We start from the raw sequence: 21581 nt of genomic DNA on the forward strand, positions 1-21581 counted from the left end.
TCGGTTCCGCCCGTTGGCGCGCCGCACGCCGCCCGAGGCGCACGAGGCGGACGAGGCGCACGAGGCGCACGAGGCGCACGAGGCGCACGAGGCACCACCGCTCGCGTCATTGCTCACGTCACCGCGGCTCAGCCGCACGACCCGAACGGGCGGAATCGAGCCGAAGGTCGCGCGCCGTGCGCACATTCCGCCCGCTGGCGTTGCCCCTGGGACGGACGGCCGCCACCGAACGGGCGGAACCTTCCGGGAGGGCGCGCGACACGTGCCGATTCCGCCCGTCCGTGCCCGGCTCCAGATGAACGGCTCCGTTCGAACGGGCGGGACGCCAGGTCTCGTGCACGCCCCGGCTGCTGCGCCCGTTCGTCGTCAGCGGCCGGTCGCACGAGTCGAGCGGGCGGAACGTGTGGGAGTGCGCCGCCGCCGACCACCGCATCCGCCCGCTCGGGGACCGCGGATCGGGTACGAGGTCCAACCACTCGAGCCTCGAGCCTCGAGCACCCTGGGTACTGAGCGGGCGGAATCTCCGGTCGACGTACTCGCACGGCGCAGCAAACGCCCGCTCGTCGGCGGGCGCGAGGGCGCGGGGCGGCCGCGGGACGATCGCGGTCCGGGCCAGCTCGTGGCAGCCGCGCGAGACGACGAGGGGGACGACGAGCGGGCGGAAGGTGCACGCAGCGCGCGGGAGCACAGCAGGAAGCGTCCGCTCGCGACGACGGCACCGGCGTCATCCGGGGCCGAGCTGGACACGACGTGCGTCGGCGGAACACGACGGGTGCCGGGAACGCCCGGCACCGGGACATGGTGGGGCGGGGCGGACGGGGCCCGCGGGGCGGGGGAGGGCGTGCCTCCCGTCGGTTCAGCGGGAGGGCGTGAGCGCGGCGAGGCGGCTCGCCGCTTCGGTGAGCACGTCCCGGCGCTTGCAGAACGCGAACCGCACGAGCGACCGGTACCCCACTGCGTGGTCGGGTCGGACGAAGGCGGAGACCGGGACACCGACGACGCCGGCCAGCTCCGGGAGCGCGAGGCAGAACTCGCGGGCGTCCCGGTGACCGAGCGGCGCCGTGTCCGCGATGACGAAGTAGCCGCCGTCCGGCCGCAGGACGTCGAACCCGGCCGAGCGGAGCCCGGCCGCGAGCAGGTCGTGCTTGGCGGAGAGCTCCTGGGCGATGCCGTGGAAGACCTCGTCCGGCAGTCTGAGGCCGGCCGCGATCGCCGGCTGGAACGGCGCGCCGTTGACGAAGGTGAGGTACTGCTTCACCGAGACGATCGCCTCGACCAGTGGTGCTGGGGCGGTGAGCCAGCCGATCTTCCACCCCGTGGTGCTGAAGGTCTTGCCCGCGCTCGAGATGGTCACCGTCCGGTCCGCGGCTCCCGGCAGCGTCGCGATCGGCACGTGCGGTACGTCGAAGGTCAGGTGCTCGTAGACCTCGTCCGTGACGATCAGGGCGTCGTGCCGCTCGGCGAGTTCGACGACGGTGGCGAGGACCTCGTGGGGGAGCACCCGTCCGGTCGGGTTGTGCGGCGTGTTGAGGAGCACGACTCGGGTGCGGTCGGAGAACGCAGCGCGGAGAGTGTCCTCGTCGGGCAGGAAGTCCGGGGCGGTGAGCGGCACGGTGACGTGGGTGCCGCCGGCGAGGCGGATCAGCGCGCCGTACGCGTCGTAGAACGGCTCGAGGGTGACGACCTCGTCTCCCGGCTCGACGAAGGCGAGGAGCGTCGCTGCCAGGGCCTCGGTCGCACCGGCGGTGACGAGGACCTCACGATCAGGGTCCACCGTCAGGCCGTACCAGCGCTGTTGGTGCTCGGCGACCGCGGCGCGGAGCTCCGGGGCGCCGCGGCCGGGCGGGTACTGGTTCACACCGCGTCGGACGGCGTCGACGGCTGCCTCGAGCACCGCGGCGGGGCCGTCCTCGTCAGGGAACCCCTGGCCGAGGTTGATCGCCCCGGTCGCAGCCGCGAGCGCGCTCATCTCGGCGAAGACCGTGGGTGCCGGGACGCCGTCGGGGCCGAGCAGCATCGCTCCCTCGGCGGCTCTGAGCCATGGTCCGGTGCGGTGCATGGGTCCTCCGGTGCGTCGACGGCCACGAGGACCCCAACCTAGTGGGCGACGCACTCGTGGCGTGCGATCCGTCCGCGTGGGCAGGACGAGTGAGCCCGGGAGACCCCTCCACAGCCCACGCATAAGATCGCCATAGGCCGCTTGCAGCCCCAGCAGGAGCACCGCTCAGGTGGGTCCGGAAGACTGCACGAGCTTGAAAGGAGCACGTCCAGCATGACCGACACCACGCCACACGGCCAGGGCGACGAGAACCGCCCCCAGGACACCGACCACCGGGCCGCAGCCGAGGACGCCTCGCGCGGCACCTCCGGCGAGGGCGCGTCGACCCCGGACGTCTCCGGACAGCCGACCGACCGTCACACGGACCACGACCACACCGACGTGATCGACCACTCCGGGGCGGGGCAGACCGACGTCATCTCCTCCGCCGACCCCACCGCCCGGTACACGGCGCCGTACCCCACGCTGGACTCCGAGGGCGGCGCTGCGACCGAGCAGGCCAGCCCGTACGGCTCCGACAACGCCTACGGCGGTCAGGGCCGGTACGGCCGAGACCAGGACGAGTACCGCCAGGGTCAGTACGGCCAGCCCCAGTACGGCCAGGGGCAGGAGCAGAGCCAGTACGGCCAGGGGCAGAGCCAGTACGGCCAGGGGCAGAGCCAGTACGGCCAGGGGCAGGAGCAGAGCCAGTACGGCCAGAGCCAGTACGGCCAGGGCCAGACCCAGTACGGCCAGACCCAGTACGGCCAGCCCCGCTACGGCGAGTACGCCCAGGGCACGTCGCAGTACGGCTCCCAGTACGGCACCCACCAGAGCGCCTCCTACCCCGGCTCCGCGCAGGCGCCGACCTCCGCCACCGCCTTCGGCGACGTCGACGGGGCGAACCAGCGCAACGGCCACTACTTCGGCGGCGCCGCTGCGGGTGCTGCCGCAGGCGGCACGACCGCGAGTGCGCGGACCAAGGGTGAGAACGGCCGCGGCAAGCTCGTGCTCCCGATCGTCGCGGGCCTGGTCCTCGCCGGCCTCGTCGGCGGCGGTGCCGGTTGGGCGGCGGGCGCGTCGCAGGCCGGCGGCGGCACCGTGATCGGTTCGAGCTCGTCGCAGAACGGCGGCAACCTCACGGTGAACGACTACAACAACGCCACCGTCGTCACCGCGGTCGCGGCGCAGGCGACGCCGTCCGTCGTGACGATCAACGTGTCGTCCGGCTCGGAGGGTGGCACCGGCTCCGGCGTCGTCTTCACGAAGGACGGCTACATCGTCACCAACACCCACGTGGTGACCCTCGACGGCGACAGCTCGAACGGCACCATCACCGTCACGACGTCGGACGGCAAGATCTACCCCGCGAAGCTCGTCGGCACCGACCCGACGGTCGACCTCGCGGTGATCAAGATCGACGCGACCGACATGAAGCCGATCTCCTTCGCGAACTCGTCCGACCTCAACGTCGGTGACACCGCGGTCGCGATCGGCGCGCCGCTCGGCCTGTCGAACACGGTGACCGACGGCATCGTCTCGACGCTGAACCGCAGCATCCAGGTCACGTCGAGCGCCCCGAGCCAGGGCGGCGACTCGAACGAGGGCGGCAACGGCAACGGCGGCCCCTTCGACTTCTGGGGCAACGGTGACAACGGCAGCAGCTCGTCCGCCAAGACGACGGTCTCGCTCCCGGTCATCCAGACCGACGCATCGATCAACCCCGGCAACTCGGGTGGTGCGCTGCTCGACTCGAAGGGCAAGCTGATCGGGATCAACGTCGCGATCGCGAGCGCGGGCAGCTCGCAGTCGTCCGACGCGCAGTCCGGCAGCATCGGCGTCGGCTTCTCGATCCCGTCGAACCTGGTCCAGCGGGTCGCGAACGAGATCCGTGAGAACGGCTCGGCAACGCACGGTCTCCTCGGGGCGACCGTCGGTGACGCCTCGGAGGACGCCAAGGCCACGCAGATGGGCGCGCTCATCAAGTCGGTGTCGTCCGGCGGCGCCGCTGCCGGGGCAGGGCTGCAGAAGGGCGACGTCGTCACGAAGATCGGTTCGGCGACGGTCTCCGACGCGACGGACCTGACCGCGCAGGTGCGCTTCTTCGCCGGCGGTGCGAAGACGACGATCACCTACATCCGCGACGGTCAGACGCGCGAGACCGACGTCACGCTCGGAACGTACAAGAGCTGACGGGACGTCTGACGGACGGGAGGCGCGGTGCTGGTCGGCACCGCGCCTCCCGTCCGTCATGTGGTGACGGTCCGCCGACGGGCGCGGTCGGACCGCGCCGGACCTGACGCAGGTGAGGGCTCCGGCCGCTTGATAGGCTCATGGCTGCTCTCCGGGGCGGTGCCGTCCGAGGTGCGCCCCGCGCACCGACCACGACCCCGAGGACCGCATGCAGACAGACGGACAGCCCCTGCCGGGGGTCTCGTACGTGATGCCGGTCCTCAACGAGGTCGGCGAGGTCCGCGCGGCGGTGTCGAGCCTGCTCGAGCAGGACTACGACGGGCCGTTCGAGGTCATCCTCGCCCTCGGGCCGTCCATCGACGGCACGAACGAACTCGTTGCCGAGATGAGCGCCGCCGACCCCCGGGTCCGAGCGATCGACAACCCGGTGGGGTCGACGCCGGCAGGACTCAACGTCGCCATCCGCGCGTCCGTGCACCCGGTCGTGATCCGGGTCGATGCGCACTCGGTGCTGCCCTCGGACTACACGCGGATCGCCGTGCGGGTCCTGCTCGAGTCGGGCGCGGACAACGTCGGCGGCATCATGCACGCCGAGGGCCGGACGCCGTTCGAGCGCGCCGTGGCGCTGGCGTACGGCAGCCGGGTGGGGCTCGGCGGCACGCCGCACCACGTCGGTGGCAAGGCCGGACCGGCGGAGACCGCGTACCTCGGGGTGTTCCGGCGTGAGCGCCTGTTCGAGGTCGGCCTGTTCGACGAGGGCATCAAGCGCGGCCAGGACTGGGAGCTCAACCGACGCCTGCGGCAGACCGGCGGGACGGTGTGGTTCACGCCCGAGCTCGTCGTGACGTACCGGCCGCGGCCGAGCCTCCGCCGACTCGTGCGGCAGTTCGTCGCGACCGGCCTCTGGCGCGGCGAGCTCGCCCGACGGTTCCCCGCGAACAACGGTCTGCGGTACTTCGTGCCGCCGGCGATGGTCGCTGCGATGGCACTCGGGGTCGTCGCCGGACTGGTCGGGGTCGTCGGCGCCGCCATCGGGTCTCCCGTCGCCTGGGCGATGACCGGTTTCGTCGTCCCCGCCGTCTACCTCGTCTTCGTCGTGCTCGGCGCCGTCCTCGTGGCGCGGCGCTCCTGCCTGCCGACGATGCTCTGGCTGATCGTGGTGCTCCCGTGCATCCACGTGGGCTGGGGCATCGGCTTCATCATCGGGTTCCTCACCCGGACCTCCGAGCTGACCACGCACACGGGACGGTGACCTGACCCCTTGACCGACGACACCACCGGCCGCGGCAGCGCCCGACCGACCTCGATCGCCGAGCTCCGCGCGGTCGCCCAACCCGACGAGGTCCGCGCGCGGGCGAACGCCGAGCACTGGACGGCCTCGCTGTACCTGCGCGACGTCTCTCCGTACCTGACGTGGCTGCTGCTGAAGACGCGGGTCTCGGCGAACCAGGTGACCGGGCTGATGATCCTGGTCGGGTGGAGCGTCGCCGCGGCACTGCTCGTCCCGGGCATCTGGGGAGCGTTGCTCGCCCTCGTGCTCGGGCAGCTCCAGATGCTCGTGGACTGCTGCGACGGGGAGGTCGCGCGGTGGCGCGGCACCCGCTCGCCCGCCGGGGTCTTCCTCGACAAGGTCGGGCACTACACGACCGAGGGCCTGATCCCGGTCGCACTCGGCATCCGGGCAGCGACCTGGCCGATCCACGGCGCAGACTGGATGTGGACCACGATCGGCTGCGCGCTCGGACTGGTCATCGTGCTCAACAAGGCGTTGAACGACATGGTGCACGTCGCGCGTGCGAACTCGGGGCTCGACAAGCTCGTCGACCGGCGCGATGCCGGCACCGTCCCGTCCGGCCGGCGGCTGGCATCGTTGCGCCGGGCCGCGCGGTTCCTGCCGTTCCACCGGCTGTACCACTCGGTCGAGCTGACGATCCTGGCCGTCGCGTTCGCGCTCGTCGCGCTGGTGATCGGCCACCCGCTCGCCGACCGGGTGCTCGTCGGGGCGTTGCTGCCGCTCGCGGTCCTGGCGACCGCCGGTCACTTCGTCGCCATCATCTCGTCGAAGCGGGTCCGCGCGTGAGCGCCGGCACGGCTCGACGGAACGCCGTGCCGCACCGCGACCGGCCCCGCATCGGCGTGGTCAGCCTGTCGCAGGGCACCCGTCCCGAAGACCTGCGCCGCGGCCTCGAGAGCGTGCTCGCGCAGCAGGACGTCGAGCTCGACGTCGTCTGCGTCGGCAACGGGTGGTCGCCGACCGGGTTGCCCGACGGTGTTCGTGCCCTGGCCCTGCCCGAGAACGTCGGGATCCCCGCCGGGCGCAACGCTGGAGCGGAGGTCGTCGAGGGCGAGTACGTCTTCTTCCTCGACGACGACGCCTCGATCCCGTCGCCCACCTTCCTGCGGGACGCCGTCGCGCTGTTCGAGCGCGACCCGTCGCTCGGGCTGGTGCAGCCCCGCGTGGTCGACCCCACCGGCGCTGCGAACCCCCGCCGCTGGGTGCCACGGATCCGCAAGGGCTCGCCGACGGACTCGTCGTCCGTGTTCTCGGTCTGGGAGGGCGCCGTCGTCCTGCCGACGGACGTGTACCGGGCCGTCGGCGGCTGGGGCGCACCGTACTTCTACGCGCACGAGGGCATCGAGCTCGCGTGGCGCGTCTGGGACGCCGGCCGTCGGGCCTGGTACGCCGGGGACCTGGTCGCGCACCATCCGGCGATCGACCCGGCCCGGCACCGCGAGTACATCCGGCTGAACGCGCGGAACCGCGTGTTCCTGGCGCGTCGGAACCTGCCCGCGGTGCTCCGCCCGGTCTACGTCGGGTCGTGGGCCGCCATCCAGGTCGCACGCTGGTGGCGGCACCCGCTGCGCCTGCGGACCTGGTTCGTCGGCATCCGCGAGGGGTGGACGGCCGACTGCGGTCCGGCCGCTCCCATGGGGTGGTTGACCATCGGTCGCATGACCCTGGCCGGGCGGCCACCGGTCGTCTGACCGCGCCGCCCGCACCCCGGTGGCCGTGCCGCCGCACGCGCCGCAGACCCGGTCCGCTGCCCGGACCGCCAGCACCGAGCCCGTAGCCTGAGGACCACCATGCCGATCACCAAGGACGCCCGGACCGCGATCCGTCTCGCCCGTCGTCTCCTGCGCGCGCGTCGGAGCCGCGGTGAGCTCGCCCGCCGACTGCCCGGTGTGCCGCCGCTGCCACCGCGGTCGATCGAGATCGCCGTCTACTTCGCGGACGGCCCGGTGAACATGTACCAGGTGCGGCAGTGGTACGCGCCCCTGGCCGAGCTCGCCGCCGCGCACCCGGTCGCGATCGTCTCGCGCAGTCCCGGGGCCATGCTGGCCCTGCTCGACGAGTCGCCGGTGCCGGTCGTCTACGCACGCCAGGTCGTCGACCTCGAGCGGTTCGTGAAGGAGCAGGCACCGAAGATCGTCCTGTACGTCAACCAGAACGCCCGGAACTTCCAGATGATGCGGTACGGGCGCATGTGGCACGTCTTCGTCAACCACGGCGAGAGCGACAAGATGTACATGACGACGAACCAGTTCAAGGCGTACGACCGCGCCCTGATCGCCGGCGACGCCGCTCGTGACCGGCTCGCCGCAGCCCTGTGGGACTACGACGTCGACCGACGCACGATCGCGATCGGGCGCCCGCAGGCCGACCACTTCGCGGGAGCCGTGCCGTACCCGGAGGACGACCGCACGGTCGTGCTCTACGCGCCGACCTGGGAGGGCGACCGTGCTGCGGCGGCCTACGGCTCGATCGCGTCGCACGGCGTCACGCTCGCGGAACGGCTGCTCGCGTCGCCCCGGCACCGGCTGGTCTACCGCCCGCACCCGCGCAGCGGAGTGCTGGACGCCGGCTACCGGGCAGCGCACGAGCGCATCGTCGCGGCGATCGCCTCCACCAACGCCGCCGATCCGTCCGCCCACCACGTGTACGACGACGGGCGAGAGCTCGGCTGGCAGCTCGCGGACGCGGACGTCGCGATCACCGACATCAGTGCGATGATCTACGACCGGCTGGCGGTCGGGAAGCCGCTCATCGTGACCCGTCCGGTCTCGCCGGACGCGGACGTCGACGAGCGCGGCTACCTGGGCGACGCGAACTGGCTGCTCGCCGGAGACGCAGCCGACGTGGTGGCACGGGTCGACGCCGCCGCGCACGACGCCGACGAGCTCGCGAAGCTGCGGCACTGGGTGGAGCGGTACTTCGGCGACACCACCCCCGGCGTCGCGACCGCCCGGCTGCACGCCGCGATCGACCAGCTCGTCGCCCGCTGGCACGAGGTGGCCGCGGAGCGCGGCGAGGCCTGAGCGCGCGGGCGTCCTCACGACGCCAGTCCGACCAGCCTGTCGCCGACGAGCGACATGCGCCAGAGGTACTCGGAGCGGTCCGGCCGCCGCCAGCGGACCACGACGATGCCGGTCTGCTCGGGGTCCGCGCCGAAGACCGCGAGGGACAGCGATCGGCCCGGGTCGAGCTGGTTCACCGCGAGCGGTGGGCAGTAGCCGCTGCCCAGGTGCGTGAGCGAGATCGCGTGGAGCGGTTCGGTGCCGGTGTTCACCAGGTCGTAGCGACGTGGTGCCCGGGAACGGTCGACGGTGAACGGGACTGCGTAGGCCGTGGGTGGGTGGTGCATGCGGGCCACGGTAGGGGGAGGGGCCGACGTCGGGAGCCCCGGAGACACCGGGGTGCACCTGTCCTGTGGAGGAGGCCGGAGTTGGACCCGGGTGTGGAGGAGGGGTGGTCAGTCCCCGTGGTCCGCCGCGTACCGCTCGAGTGCCGCCTCGATCGTGTCGTCCAGCTGGAGCCGCCCCTTGTCGAGGTAGAGCCCACGGTCGCAGAAGCGCCGCAGGTCCTTGTCGCTGTGCGACACGAAGAACAGCGTCCGTCCTCCGGCGAGCAGCTCCTCGATGCGCTTGTAGCACTTCTCGCGGAAGCCCTTGTCGCCGACCGCCAGGACCTCGTCGACGAGGATGACGGGTTCGTCGAGGCGCGAGATCACCGCGAACGCGATCCGCACCTTCATGCCGCTCGACAGGTGCTTGTAGGGGGTGTCGACGAAGTCGCCGATCTCCGCGAACTCGATGATCTCGTCGAAGGCGTCCCGGATCTCCGCCCGCGACATCCCGTGCAGGCCGGCGGTCAGGTACACGTTGTCCCGCACCGACAGGTCGCCGACGAACCCGCCGGTGATCTCGATGAGCGGAGCGACGCCGGCGTTCACCTGCACGCGGCCCTCGTCCGGCAGCATGACCTGCGCGACGAGCTTGAGGAGGGTCGACTTGCCCTGCCCGTTCCGACCGACGACGCCGATCGCCTCGCCGGGTCGGACGTCGAACGACACGTTCCGCAGCGCCCAGAACTCGTCCGCGCGCTTCCGGCGGTTGCTGCCCGCGAACAGGTCCTTGAAGCTGCGGCTGGCGCGACGGTTGCGCTTGAACCGGATGCCTGCGTCACGGACGGAGATGACGGGGGCGACGGTGGTCGGGCGTGCGGCCCGGTCGGTGGCGGTCATCACAGCTCCTTCAGGACGCGGTGCTCGCTGCGCCGGAACACGACGAGACCCACGACCAGCACGACGGCGGTCACGACGACGGAGACGCCGACCTCGAACCAGTCCAGCTGACCGGGGAAGAAGGCAGAGCGGTAGATGCCGAAGATGCCGCTGAGCGGGTTGAGCGCGGCGACGTCGTGCAGTCGGTCCGGGAGCGCCTGCGTGCCGTAGATGATCGGCGATGCGTAGAACAGGAAGCGGAGCACGAGCTTCACGGCGCGCTCGAGGTCACGGAAGAACACGACCAGCGGGGCGACGATCAGCCCGAGGCCGTAGACCAGCGCGCATTGCAGCAGGATGGCCAGCGGGTACAGCGCGAGTTCCCAGTGCACGCGTGCACCCGTGGCGATCGCGAAGACCGCCAGCACCGGCAGGCTCAGCAGGAACTCGATGCCCTTCGACGCGTTCACCCGTGCCACCCAGATGCTGCGCGGGATCGTCGTCGACCGGATGAGCTTGGTCTCCTTGATGAAGGCCCGGGTGGAGTCCGACACCGCCCCGGTGAACCACATCCAGGGCAGCAACGCCGAGAGCAGGAACACGATGTACGGTTCCTCACCCACCGAGCCGCGATGGAAGACCTGGGTGAAGACGAACCAGTAGATGGCCGACATCACCAGCGGATCGAGGATCGACCAGAGGTACCCCAGCGCAGATGTGGAGTACCGGACGCGCAGGTCGCGCACGGTCAGCAGCCAGAGCGCCTGACGGTAGCGCCGACCGGCGCTCCTCGACACCGCTGGTGCGGTCGTCGCGGGCGCGGTCGGCGCACTCGCTGTGGTCACGGTTTCCCTCCCGGCGGAACCGCCGAGGGGTTCCTGACGGGGGTTCAGGCGAACAGGTCGTTCGCGCGCTCGAGGTCCTCGGCGAAGTCGATCTCGACCGCGTACAGGTCGGAGATGTCGATCGGCGACCAGCGTAGCCCGTCCTCGGCGATCGCAGCCTCGATGCCGCCCTCGAAGTACTCCTGGTCGTCGACGCGTCCGAGCTGGCGGATGAGCGCCTGCTTGTCGGTCGACGAGACGTAGTTGATGCCGACCGCTTCGCCGAGGCCGCCCACCACGCGCTTCGACAGCTCCTTGATGCAACCGTCGGCATCCACCGTGTACTTGACCTCCTCGTCGGAGACCTTCTCGGTGTTGACGCTGACGAACGAGCGGTCCTGGTCCATCATGTCCGCGGCGCGGACGAGCGCGCGCGGGTCGAAGACGACGTCGCCGTTCATCCAGAGCACACCGCTCTTGCCGGTGGCCTTGAGGGCACGGAGCAGGCTCTTGGAGGTGTTCGTGGAGTCGTAGGACTCGTTGTAGACGAAGTTCGCCTCGGGGAAGGCCTCGACGATGTACTCCGACTTGTAGCCGACGACGATCGTCACGCGGGCGCTCGAGCCGAACGCGGCGCGGATGTTGTCGAACTGCTGCTGCATGATGGTGCGGCCGTCGCTGAGTTCGGTGAGCGGCTTCGGCAGGCTGCGGCCGAGCCGGCTGCCCATCCCCGCTGCGAGGATGACGATCTGCGTGGTCATGCTGGTCCCTTCTGGTGTCCGCCCGCGCGCCGCGTGGGGCACGGGCGGGCCTGGTCGAGTCTGCTCGCGGTGCGTCCGAATTCGCCGTGAGACCGCGCATCCTGCACTGTCACAGTGGGGGACGAACGGCCACGGGACGCCCGTCCGTGCAGGTTTCCAAGTGGTGAACACTCCGTCGTGCCCTGGTGAATGATACGGAACGAGTGCGCTGTGGGGTACGGGTGTGCGTGCTTCGTACTCAATTCGTGATCCTGCCGGAGGCGCGTCCCTGACCACCTCGACCGCGTTGGTACGGTGGGGCGGTGGCTGCAGCTGATGACGACGACGTGTACGCGACGTCCGACGCCGCCTGGCTGACCGAGGCGGAGGACCCGTCCGGGGACGCGGCCGAGGACGACCAGGGGGACGGGGATGCGCGGGACGCCTCCGATGACGACGACATGACCGACGACGCGACAGCGACGGCGATCGACGAGACCACGGCGGTCGACGAGACCACGGCGGTCGTCGGGACCACGGGGGACGCGGTTGCGTCCGGCACGGCTCGGACGCCGCGCAAGGGGAAGGGCAAGGGTCGTGCCTCCCGACCGGGCGGCCCGGGCGATCCGGCCGAGACCAGCAGCACGGCCGGCCAGAGGGCCTCGAACGACCAGCGTGCTGCGGACGACCCGAGCGCCCCGACCGACGCGGACCGCGCGACGACCACGGCGAAGACCACCCCGAAGAAGAAGCGCGCTCCGAAGCGCCAGCCCACCGCGACCGCGACGGCAGCGCAGCCCGCCCAGCCGCAGCAACCGGTCGTGCTCCGGGCCAGCGGGCTCGTGAAGCGCTACGGCCAGACCCTCGCCGCGGACGAGGTCGACCTCGAGATCCGCCAGGGCTCCATCTTCGGCGTCGTCGGCCCCAACGGCGCCGGCAAGACGACGACCCTCTCGATGATCACCGGGCTGCTCCGCCCCGACGCGGGCACGGTCACGGTGCTCGGCCACGACGTCTGGTCCGACCCCGCCGCCGCCAAGCGTGCGCTCGGTGTGCTGCCCGACCGGCTCCGGCTGTTCGACCGTCTCACCGGTGGCCAGCTGCTGCACTACTCGGCGACCCTCCGCGGTCTCGACGGGGCGACCGCACGCAAGCGGAGTGCCGACCTCGCTGAGGCCTTCGGACTCGGCGAGGCGCTCGGCCGCCAGGTCGCCGACTACTCGGTGGGCATGGCCAAGAAGATCGCGCTCGCCGCCACGCTCATCCACTCGCCCCGCGTGCTCGTGCTCGACGAGCCCTTCGAGTCGGTCGACCCGGTGAGCGCGGCGACGATCACCGAGATCCTCCGCCGGTACACACGCGGCGGCGGCACGGTGGTGCTCTCGAGCCACTCCATGGAACTCGTGCAGCGCACCTGTGACTCGGTCGCGATCATCGTCGGTGGCCGGGTCCTCGCCTCCGGCACGATGGCGCAGGTCCGCGGGCGCCGGAGCCTCGAGGACAAGTTCGTCGAACTCGCGGGCGGCCGCGTCGTGGCAGAGAGCATGGAATGGTTGCACAGCTTCTCCGACTGAGGGTCGACCTGCTCGCGGGCGAGGTCCGCGGGGGAGCCCGGCGGTCGGTGCTCGTCGTGCTCGGGAGCGTGCTCGGTCTGGTCGCCGCCGTGTTCGTCGCGGGCGAGCTCCTCGCCCTGCGCTCCGCCCCGGCCGAGGTCGCGCGGTCGATCGCGGTGCCGGTCGGCACCTTCGTCACCCTGGCGTTCACCCTGGTCCCGCTCGTCGCCGGTCGGAACGACCAGTTCGACCCGCGCCGCTTCGCCGTCTTCGGCATCGACCGCCGCCAGCTGGCGATCGGCCTCGGTGTCGCCGGACTCGTCGGTGTCCCGGTGCTGGCGGTCGCGGTCGTCGCGGTCGGACAGGTCGGCGTGTGGTCACGCACCGGCGGCGCCGCCGTCCTCGCCCTCGTCGCGGCCCTGCTCGGCACGGCGACCTGCGCCCTGTTCGTGCGCGTCGCCTCGGCGGTCGGCGCGACGTTCGTCGGACCGCAGCGATCGCGGGACGCCGGTTGGCTGGCCGCCCTGGTGATCGTCGTGCTCGGGCTGCCCGTCGCGTCGCTCCTGCTCCGCTCGGACTGGCTCGACCCCGCCAGCACGGAACTGCAGCGCGTCGCCGACGTGGCCGGGTGGACCCCGTGGGGTGCGGCGTGGGCCGTGCCGGCGGACGTCGCGAGTGGTCGCATCGCCGAGGGGCTGCTGAAGCTCGTCGTCGCGCTCGTCGTGGTCGCCCTCCTCGCGTGGTCGTGGTGGGCGCTCGTCGGCCGAGCCCTCGAATCGGTCGACGGCCGTGCCTCCACCCGTCGCTACCGCGGGCTCGGCTGGTTCGACCGGCTCGGGTCCAACCCCGTCGGCGCGGTCGCCGCGCGTGCCCTGACCTACTGGGGGCGCGACCCGCGCTACCGGATGTCGTACCTGGTCATCCTGTTCGTGCCGATCGTCGTGCTGCCGCTCGGCGTCGCCGGCGTCCCGTGGCACTGGACCGCGCTCGTCCCGCTGCCCCTCATGGCGCTCATCGCCGGGTTCCTGCCGCACAACGACGTCTCCTACGACAACACCGCCGTCTGGCTCCACGTCGCATCCGGTGCGCCGGGGTGGAGCGACCGGCTCGGGAGGTTGGTGCCGGTGCTCGTCGTCGGGCTGCCGCTCGTCGTCGCCGGTGCCGCCGTGTCCGCTGACCTGTTCGGTGACTGGACGGCGTTCCCGGTGCTCACCGGGCTCGCGGTCGGTGCGCTCCTCGCCGGCCTCGGCCTGTCGAGCGTCGTGTCGGTCCTGTTGGCGTACCCGACGGTGCGGCCCGGCGACCACCCCTTCCAGCAGCCGCAGGCGGCCGGGACCACCGCCGCGGTGGCACAGACCACCATGATCGTCGGCATCCTCGTGTCGCTGGTGCCGGCGGCCTGGCTCGCCGTGCTCACCGCGGTCGAGGGCCCGGACCCGTGGGCGACGGCGACCCTGGTCGTGGGCGTCGCGGTCGGCCTGGTCGTGCTCGTCGCCGGGATCCTCGTCGGCGGTCGACTGTTCGACCGGCACGGCCCCGACCTGCTCGCCGCAGCGCAGCGGAACTGAACCCGGTACGTCCGCGCCGCCCGGAAGGCGACCACCGGACGGGCGGGAGGCGCGGTGCGGGCACACACCGTGCCTCCCGTCCGTCGCGGCGACAGCCGCACCGTCGTACGCTGGGGGCATGAGCATGACGGAACCCGGCGGCGGCCTCGACGTGATGGACCGCGAGCTCGAGAAGCTCCTCGAGGAAGAGGCGATCGAGCCCGGTGATCACGAGCGCTTCTCGCACTACGTGAAGAAGGACAAGATCCTGCAGTCCGCGTTGTCGGGCAAGCCCGTGAAGGCCCTGTGCGGCAAGAAGTGGGTGCCCGGCCGCGACCCGGAGAAGTTCCCGGTCTGCCCGGACTGCAAGGCCATCTACGAGAAGATGAAGGCCGAGTAGCCCGGCTTCTCAGATCACCAGGGTGGGGATCGCCGGGTCGCCGCGGCCGATGCGTGACGCGTCGACCGGCAGCTCGGCCTTGGCCCGCTTGTGGTGGGCCCGGGCCGCCTCGACCCCCGCGACGCCGAGGAACGCCGGGTCGACCTCGCCGTGCTCGACCACGGGGACGAGCAGCGGACGCTCGTCCGGCCCGACGCGTCCGGAGGTCAGGACGACCTCGGCCGTCGCGACGCCGTTCCGGAGCCGACGACCGGCTTCCTTCCGCCCGCCCGTCGAGGCCTTGTCGACCGACTTCTTCGCCACAGGCACCCACTCGTCGCCCGCGGGCGTCTGGTGCGCGACCAGCTTGAACACCATGCCGGCGGCGGGGTGCCCGGACCCGGAGACCACGCTCGTGCCGACACCGTAGGAGTCGACCGGGGCGGCGCGGAGCGCGGCGATCGTGTACTCGTCGAGGTCGTTCGTGACCGTGATCTTCGTCGCCGGCGCACCGAGCCGGTCGAGCTGGGCGCGCACGGCCGCGACGACGCTCGGCAGGTCGCCGCTGTCGATGCGGACCGCGCCGAGGCGACCGTTCGTCAGGCGTACGGCGGTCTCGACGGCGGCCTCGATGTCGTAGGTGTCGACGAGCAGGGTCGTGCCGTCGCCGAGGGCGTCGAGCTGGGAGCGGAACGCCGCCTCCTCGGAGTCGTGCAGGAGCGTGAAGGCGTGTGCGGCGGTGCCCATCGTCGGGATGCCCCACGTGCGACCTGCCTCGAGGTTGCTCGTCGCGCCGAACCCGGCGATGTACGCGGCGCGCGCGGCCGCGACGGCGTTCCACTCGCCCGTGCGACGGGAGCCCATCTCGGCGAGCGGGCGGCCGTCGGCGGCGGAGACCATCCGGGCGGCGGCGCCGGCGACGGCGGAGTCGGCGTTGAGGATGCTCAACGCCAGGGTCTCGAGGACGACCGACTCGGCGAAGGTGCCCTCGACCTGCAGGACGGGGGAGTTCGGGAAGAAGACCTCGCCCTCGCGGTAGGCGCGGACGTCACCGGTGAACCGGTAGTCGGCGAGCCAGCGGGCGGTGCCCTCGTCGATGACGTTGCGCTCGCGGAGGAACGCGATCTCCTCGTCGCCGAAGCGGAACTCGGTGAGGGCCGTGAGGAAGCGGCCGAGGCCGGCGGCGACCCCGTACCGGCGGCCGTCGGGCAGGCGGCGGGCGAACACCTCGAACACGCAGCGTCGATCGGCGGTGCCGTCCTTGAGGGCGGCGTCCACCATGGTGAGTTCGTACTGGTCCGTGAGGAGCGCGCTGGTCACCTCCCCGACACTAGCGACGCAGCGGTGGGGAGGCGCGGGGCGCGCGGTGTGCGCGGGGTCGTCGGGTGCGCACGAGGAGTGCTCGGGGCGCCCGTGGGCGGCCGGGTGTCGCGGCGCGGGTCGCGCCTCCTGGGCGGAGCGGCCGGCCGGCGGGGCCGGGCGGGGCTGGGCTGGGGCTGGGGCTGGGGCTGGGGTGGGGGTGGCCTGGCCGGCCCGGTCGGCCCGGAGCGGCGGGCGGGCGGAAGCGGCGCGCTCGACGCCCAGTGCGGAGCGGGAACCGCCCGCTCGAGGGGTCGGCGTGCTTGCCGGCCAGGGTGGCGCGGCGAACGGGCAGGAGCGGCCGCCGTGACGCTCCGTGCCCAGCGGGAAGTGCCCGCTCGTGAGGTGGGAGGTCGCTGCGGGCAGGGCCGGCGCGGCGAGCGGGCGGAAGCGGCGCGTTCGACGCCCAGTGCCGAGCGGGAACCGCCCGCTCGCGGGGTTGGACGTGCCTCCACGCCGGGTCGGCGCGGGTCCTGACCGGACCGAGCTGGAGGGCGGGAACGGCTCTCGGGCACATCGCACCGTTGCGTGCGGGACCGCGGTCCTCGGAGGTGGGGCGTGCGGATCCGCCCGGTCGGGAGGCGCGGTGCGCGGACGTCGGTCGGCGCACGTGTCCGGGTGGTGCCGCGCGCGAACGGGCGGAACCGACGGGTGGGACACGTGCGTGCTGCGTATTCCGCCCGCTCGCGCGGTGAGCGTGGGGTGCCCGCCGCCCGGGTCGCGCCCGGGTCGCGCACGCAGTGGGGGAACGGGGGAGCGGCTCGGTACGCTGGTCGGGTGACGGATGCACCGATCGGAGTCTTCGACAGCGGGGTCGGCGGACTCACGGTCGCGCGGGCGATCATCGACCAGCTGCCGCGCGAGAGCATCCGGTACGTCGGGGACACCGTGCACTCGCCCTACGGCCCGAAGCCCATCGCCGACGTCCGGCGGTACGCGCTCGAGGTCATGGACGACCTGGTCGACCAGGGCGTGAAGGCGCTGGTGATCGCGTGCAACACCGCGTCCTCCGCCGTGCTCCGCGACGCCCGCGAACGCTACGAACAGGCGTACGGGATTCCCGTCGTCGAGGTGATCCAGCCGGCCGCCCGCGCGGCCGTGAAGCAGACGCGCACCGGTCGCATCGGGGTGATCGGGACGGTCGGCACCATCGCCTCCCGGGCGTACGAGGACGCGTTCGCGGTCGCCGCCGACGTCACCCTGACGCTCGCCGCGTGCCCGCGGTTCGTCGAGTTCGTCGAGGCCGGCGACACCTCGTCGCCCGCCCTCCGCGAGGTCGCCGCGCAGTACCTCGCCCCGATCCGCGACGCCGACGTCGACACGCTCGTGCTCGGCTGCACCCACTACCCGCTCATGTCCGCCGCGATCCAGTACGTGATGGGCCCGGACGTGACGCTCGTGTCGAGCGCCGAGGAGACCGCGAACGACGTGTACCGCCGGCTCGTCGAGCACGGGCTGGAGCGGACGACGCCGGAGCCGCCGAGCTACGCGTTCGAGGCGACCGGCGACGACAAGAACGGCTTCATCCGGCTCGCCCGGCGCTTCCTCGGTCCCGAGGTCTCGAGCGTCGGGCACCTCCAGACCGGGGCGATCACCCTGCCCCGAACCGAAAGGACCCCATGAGCACCCGCATCGACGGCCGCAGCGCCACCGACCACCGTCCGGTCAGCATCGAGCGGGGGTGGAGCACGCAGGCCGAGGGCAGCGCGCTCATCTCGTTCGGCAGCACGAAGGTGCTGTGCACGGCCTCCTTCACGAACGGTGTCCCGCGGTGGATGGCCGGCAAGGGAACGGGGTGGGTCACCGCCGAGTACTCGATGCTGCCCCGCTCGACGAACGAGCGGATGCAGCGCGAGTCGATCAAGGGCAAGGTCGGCGGGCGCACGCACGAGATCTCGCGGCTCATCGGACGGTCGCTCCGGGCGGTCGTCGACATGAAGGGCCTCGGGGAGAACACGCTCGTCATCGACTGCGACGTGCTGCAGGCGGACGGCGGCACCCGCACGGCATCGATCACCGGCGCATACGTCGCCATGGCCGACGCGATCGAGTGGGGTCGCGACAAGGGCTTCATCGCGAAGAAGGCAACGCCGCTGACCGACAGCGTGCAGGCGATCTCGGTCGGGATCGTCGGCGGTGAGCCGATGCTCGACCTGGCCTACACCGAGGACTCCGCGGCGGACACCGACATGAACATCGTGACCACCGGCTCCGGGAAGTTCATCGAGGTGCAGGGCACCGCGGAGCACGCGCCGTTCGACCGCGACGAGCTGAACACGCTGCTCGACCTCGGCCTCGCGGGCAACCAGTCGCTCGCGGCGATCCAGCGCGACGTGCTGGGCCTCGCGTGACCGGCGGCACCGTCGTCCTGGCGACGCACAACCAGGGGAAGGTCGTCGAGCTGCGGGGCATCCTCGGCGAAGCCTTGGGCGAGGGCGTCGAGCTCGTCGGCTACGACGGTCCGGAGCCCGTCGAGGACGGCGACACCTACGCGGCCAACGCCCTCATCAAGGCGCGCGCGGCGGTCGCCCACACGGGGCTGCCGGCGCTCGCCGACGACTCCGGCATCGCGGTCGACGCACTCGGGGGAGCCCCCGGCATCCACTCGGCCCGGTACGCCGGGACGCGCGTGGACGCGGACAACATCGCGCTGCTGCTGCAGAACCTCGAGGGCGTGGTCGAACGGACCGCCGCCTTCGTCTGCGCCGCGGCGTTCGTCACCCCGGACGGCACCGAGCACCTGTTCGAGGCGGTCTGGAACGGCGAGGTCCTGACGGAACCGGTCGGGGACGGCGGGCACGGGTACGACCCGGTGTTCCAGCCGGACGACGCCGACCGCTCCGCAGCACAGCTGTCCCGCGACGAGAAGAACGCCCTGTCGCACCGGTCGAAGGCGTTCCGCGGGATCGCCCCGATCGTGCGGGAGTACTTCGCGGTCTGACGAGGGCACGAGAGGAAGCACCCCGCGCCACGGAACCTCGTGGCGCGGGGTGCTTCCTCTCGTGCGGCGGCGCCTGCGACGCGGCGGCGACCCTGCGACGCGACGCGGCGGTCCTGCGGCGAGGCGGCGATCCGCCCCGGTGCCTACTGCCCTGCGGGCCAGGCAGGACCGTCGGTCGCTGCACGCTGGGCCGCTGCCTGCTCGGCCTCGGCCGCGTGCTTCGCCTTGCGCGCCGTGCGCCAGTAGTGCAGGCCCGCGGGGACGACCGTGACGAGCACCGCGAGGATGAGGATCACGTCGATGTAGTTCCGCACGATGTAGGCGATCGGCGGGATGTAGCCGAGGAAGTACCCGAGGAAGGTCACGCCGACGCCCCAGACGACCGCGCCGACGGCGTTGTACAGCGAGTACTTCTTGTAGTTCATGCGCCCGACCCCGGCCGCGATCGGCAGGAAGGTGCGGACCACGGGGACGAACCGCGCGAGGATGACCGCGAGCGGGCCGAAGCGGTGGAAGAACGCGTTCGTCCGGTCGACGTTCTCCTTGGAGAACAGGCCGCTCTCCTTGCGCTCGAAGATCGGGGGTCCGGCCTTCTTGCCGATGTAGTACCCGAGCTCACCACCGAGGAACGCTGCGGCGCCGATCATCAGCGCTGCCACCCAGATCGGGATGCCACCGATCTGGCCGCCGCGGTCGAAGGCGAAGAGACCCGTGATGACGAGCAGGCTGTCGCCGGGGAAGATGAACCCGATGAGCAGGCCCGTCTCGGCGAAGACGATGGCGCAGACCACGAGCACGGCGATGGCCCCGAAGTGGTCGAGGATGTACTGCGGGTCGAGCCACGGGATCAGGGCGAGTGCGACGGAGTGCATGGTTCTTCCGGTCGTGTCGGGGCGGGGGCACGGGGAGGCTCCCGCGTGACGAGGGTACCGCCCGGCGGTGACGGGACCATCCCTCGACGGTATGACTTCACCCAGCGGACCGAGGACCGTGCGGAAGGAGGGACTCGAACCCTCACGCCTGGGGCACAGGAACCTAAATCCTGCGTGTCTACCGATTCCACCACTCCCGCGAGCAGCGGCAGTCTACCGAGCGCGCGGGACGGGGCGGGCGTGGGACGCGCCTCCCGTCCGTCCCCTCAGCGGAGGCGACGCGGCAGGTACCGCGGCACGTACCGCAGCAGGATCCCCGCGCCCACCAGGCCGAGCACGCCCATCACGCCGCTCGCGAGCGCGAGCGACGCGACCGCGGTGACCCCGGATATCACCAGCGGCGCCGCCGCGGAGCCGAAGTCACCCGTGAACCGCCATGCGCCGAGGAAGGGCGCCGGGTTGCCCCGCGGCGCGAGGTCCGCACCGAGCGTCATGAGGATCCCGCTGCCGACGCCGTTCGCGAGCGACATGCCGATGGCGATGCCGACGAACCAGCCGACCTTCGCGTCGAGGTGGCCGCTCCAGGCGAGCAGGAAGTAGCTGACGGCGAGACCGAGCATGCAGGGCAGCGCACTCGCGAGGCGTCCCCACCGGTCCATGATCTGCCCGCTCGTGTAGAAGAGCGCGAAGTCGACGGCGCCGGCGATGCCGATGACGAGCGCTGCCGAGGCGTCGTCGAGACCGACGCTGACCGCCCAGAGCGGCAGGATGACCTGTCGTCCGGCACGGAGCGCTCCGATCAGCGCCGCCCCGCTGCCGAGGCGCGCGAGGACGGCACGGTTCTCGCGGATGGTGCGGAACAGGCCGTGCGCCTCGCGCTCGACGAACTGCGCACCGGTGTCGGTGGATGGTTCGTCCGGGTGCGGGGCGGGTGCCGCGCGCCGTGCCGCGTCGGTCGCGTCCGGCCTGGAGGCGCGGCTCGGCAACCGCAGACCCCGTGCGCCCGTCGCGGGGTCGCGCAGCACGAGGAGCACGACCGCCGCCGCGAGGCAGCAGACGACGTGGATCCAGAAGGCGCTCTGCGTCGTGCCCGTCAGGTGGACGACGCCGGCCGAGACGAACGGACCGACGAAGTACCCGAAGCGGAACACCCCGCCGAGGCTCGAGAGCGCCCGGGCGCGGATGTGCAGGGGGATGGCGGTCGTCATGTAGGCGTGCCGGGCGAGCGCGAACACCGCCGTCGAGACGCCCACCAGGAACACCCCGACCGCGAGCACCCAGGGGTCCGGTGCGACGACGCAGACGAGGAGCCCGACGACGGAGACCAGCGCGGCGCCCGTCATCGCGTTCCGCTCGCCGATCCGGCCGACGACCACGCCCGAGGGCACGTCCCCGATGAGCTCGCCCACCAGGATGAGCGCGGCGACGAACCCGGCGAAGGCCAGGCTCGCGCCGAGGGAGTCGGCCGCGATCGGGATGATCGGGATGATCGCGCCCTCGCCGATCGCGAACAGTGCTGCGGGGAGGAACCCGGACAGCAGGACACCGCGGCGGTCGAAGGCGTCGTTCGTGGTGCTCGTCATCGTCGAGCCACGGTACGCCTGGCGTCGTCGTGGGAAGCGCTTACCCTGGTT

The 21581-nt window shown here is 72.1% G+C and carries 19 protein-coding genes and 1 tRNA gene; 11 read left to right on the top strand and 9 right to left on the bottom strand.

Annotated features, from left to right (window positions below):
• Positions 1–856 precede the first annotated feature (856 nt).
• Positions 857–2059, bottom strand: coding sequence for an aminotransferase class I/II-fold pyridoxal phosphate-dependent enzyme (locus DEJ22_RS04155; protein WP_111228535.1), 1203 nt, complete (start codon positions 2057–2059; stop codon positions 857–859).
• A gap of 213 nt (positions 2060–2272) precedes the next feature.
• Here DEJ22_RS04155 and DEJ22_RS04160 point away from each other — a divergent pair, with 213 nt between their 5' ends.
• The 5 genes from DEJ22_RS04160 (at position 2273) to DEJ22_RS04180 (ending at position 8548) form a co-directional block, all read left to right on the top strand.
• Positions 2273–4231 carry a S1C family serine protease gene (locus tag DEJ22_RS04160; RefSeq protein WP_111228534.1) on the top strand — a complete coding sequence of 653 codons (1959 nt, stop codon included), beginning with the start codon at positions 2273–2275 and terminating at the stop codon, positions 4229–4231.
• Positions 4232–4439: 208 nt separating this feature from the next.
• On the top strand, positions 4440–5483 hold the full coding sequence (locus tag DEJ22_RS04165; protein ID WP_111228533.1) for a glycosyltransferase family 2 protein: 1044 nt from the start codon (positions 4440–4442) through the stop codon (positions 5481–5483).
• 9 nt (positions 5484–5492) lie between these two features.
• Positions 5493–6311, top strand: coding sequence for a CDP-alcohol phosphatidyltransferase family protein (locus tag DEJ22_RS04170; protein WP_111228532.1), 819 nt, complete (start codon positions 5493–5495; stop codon positions 6309–6311).
• On the top strand, positions 6308–7216 hold the full coding sequence (locus tag DEJ22_RS04175; protein ID WP_181430998.1) for a glycosyltransferase family 2 protein: 909 nt from the start codon (positions 6308–6310) through the stop codon (positions 7214–7216). Before DEJ22_RS04170 ends, DEJ22_RS04175 begins: the two co-directional genes overlap by 4 nt.
• 99 nt (positions 7217–7315) lie before the next feature.
• Positions 7316–8548, top strand: a complete 1233-nt coding sequence (locus tag DEJ22_RS04180; protein ID WP_111228531.1) for a CDP-glycerol glycerophosphotransferase family protein — start codon at positions 7316–7318, stop codon at positions 8546–8548.
• A 14-nt stretch (positions 8549–8562) separates the two neighbouring features.
• Here DEJ22_RS04180 and DEJ22_RS04185 read toward each other — a convergent pair whose 3' ends face one another.
• The 4 genes from DEJ22_RS04185 to DEJ22_RS04200 all read right to left on the bottom strand — a co-directional run bounded on the left by DEJ22_RS04185 (position 8563) and on the right by DEJ22_RS04200 (position 11317).
• On the bottom strand, positions 8563–8874 hold the full coding sequence (locus DEJ22_RS04185) for a hypothetical protein (RefSeq protein ID WP_111228530.1): 312 nt from the start codon (positions 8872–8874) through the stop codon (positions 8563–8565).
• A 108-nt stretch (positions 8875–8982) separates the two neighbouring features.
• Entirely contained in the window at positions 8983–9753 is a 771-nt protein-coding gene (locus DEJ22_RS04190; protein WP_111228529.1) for an ABC transporter ATP-binding protein, read from the bottom strand.
• Positions 9753–10577: an ABC transporter permease gene (locus DEJ22_RS04195; protein ID WP_181430997.1), complete on the bottom strand. Its 825-nt coding sequence runs from the start codon at positions 10575–10577 to the stop codon at positions 9753–9755. The genes DEJ22_RS04190 and DEJ22_RS04195 overlap by 1 nt, the downstream gene beginning before the upstream one ends.
• 44 nt (positions 10578–10621) lie before the next feature.
• The gene (locus DEJ22_RS04200; RefSeq protein ID WP_111228536.1) at positions 10622–11317 is read right to left on the bottom strand and encodes a phosphocholine cytidylyltransferase family protein; all 696 of its coding nucleotides are present in this window, start codon (positions 11315–11317) and stop codon (positions 10622–10624) included.
• A 302-nt stretch (positions 11318–11619) separates the two neighbouring features.
• Here DEJ22_RS04200 and DEJ22_RS04205 point away from each other — a divergent pair, with 302 nt between their 5' ends.
• The 3 genes from DEJ22_RS04205 to DEJ22_RS04215 all read left to right on the top strand — a co-directional run bounded on the left by DEJ22_RS04205 (position 11620) and on the right by DEJ22_RS04215 (position 14796).
• Positions 11620–12870 carry an ABC transporter ATP-binding protein gene (locus DEJ22_RS04205; protein WP_258379751.1) on the top strand — a complete coding sequence of 417 codons (1251 nt, stop codon included), beginning with the start codon at positions 11620–11622 and terminating at the stop codon, positions 12868–12870.
• A complete protein-coding gene (locus DEJ22_RS04210; RefSeq protein WP_146241832.1) occupies positions 12846–14417 on the top strand; it encodes an ABC transporter permease in 1572 nt (523 codons plus the stop codon). The genes DEJ22_RS04205 and DEJ22_RS04210 overlap by 25 nt, the downstream gene beginning before the upstream one ends.
• A gap of 118 nt (positions 14418–14535) precedes the next feature.
• Positions 14536–14796, top strand: coding sequence for a DUF3039 domain-containing protein (locus DEJ22_RS04215; RefSeq protein ID WP_111228526.1), 261 nt, complete (start codon positions 14536–14538; stop codon positions 14794–14796).
• A gap of 9 nt (positions 14797–14805) precedes the next feature.
• Here DEJ22_RS04215 and DEJ22_RS04220 read toward each other — a convergent pair whose 3' ends face one another.
• Positions 14806–16095, bottom strand: coding sequence for a nicotinate phosphoribosyltransferase (locus tag DEJ22_RS04220; RefSeq protein ID WP_111228525.1), 1290 nt, complete (start codon positions 16093–16095; stop codon positions 14806–14808).
• An 816-nt stretch (positions 16096–16911) separates the two neighbouring features.
• Here DEJ22_RS04220 and murI point away from each other — a divergent pair.
• The 3 genes from murI to rdgB are packed head-to-tail and all read left to right on the top strand — an operon-like array spanning position 16912 to position 19075.
• Complete coding sequence (gene murI, locus DEJ22_RS04225) at positions 16912–17757, top strand: glutamate racemase (protein WP_111228471.1); 846 nt, start codon at positions 16912–16914, stop codon at positions 17755–17757.
• Entirely contained in the window at positions 17754–18485 is a 732-nt protein-coding gene (gene rph, locus DEJ22_RS04230) for a ribonuclease PH (RefSeq protein ID WP_111228470.1), read from the top strand. Before murI ends, rph begins: the two co-directional genes overlap by 4 nt.
• Positions 18482–19075: an RdgB/HAM1 family non-canonical purine NTP pyrophosphatase gene (gene rdgB / locus DEJ22_RS04235; RefSeq protein WP_111228469.1), complete on the top strand. Its 594-nt coding sequence runs from the start codon at positions 18482–18484 to the stop codon at positions 19073–19075. The genes rph and rdgB overlap by 4 nt, the downstream gene beginning before the upstream one ends.
• A 143-nt stretch (positions 19076–19218) precedes the next feature.
• On the opposite strand, the gene DEJ22_RS04240 is transcribed toward rdgB, so the two are convergent.
• The 3 genes from DEJ22_RS04240 to DEJ22_RS04250 form a co-directional block, all read right to left on the bottom strand.
• On the bottom strand, positions 19219–19947 hold the full coding sequence (locus tag DEJ22_RS04240; protein WP_111228468.1) for a DedA family protein: 729 nt from the start codon (positions 19945–19947) through the stop codon (positions 19219–19221).
• Between the two features lie 119 nt (positions 19948–20066).
• Positions 20067–20147 (bottom strand) — tRNA-Leu (locus DEJ22_RS04245).
• A 66-nt stretch (positions 20148–20213) separates the two neighbouring features.
• Positions 20214–21530: an MFS transporter gene (locus tag DEJ22_RS04250; RefSeq protein ID WP_111228467.1), complete on the bottom strand. Its 1317-nt coding sequence runs from the start codon at positions 21528–21530 to the stop codon at positions 20214–20216.
• Positions 21531–21581 lie beyond the last annotated feature (51 nt).

This window comes from Curtobacterium sp. MCSS17_007, assembly GCF_003234175.2.
Classification (GTDB): Bacteria; Actinomycetota; Actinomycetes; order Actinomycetales; family Microbacteriaceae; genus Curtobacterium.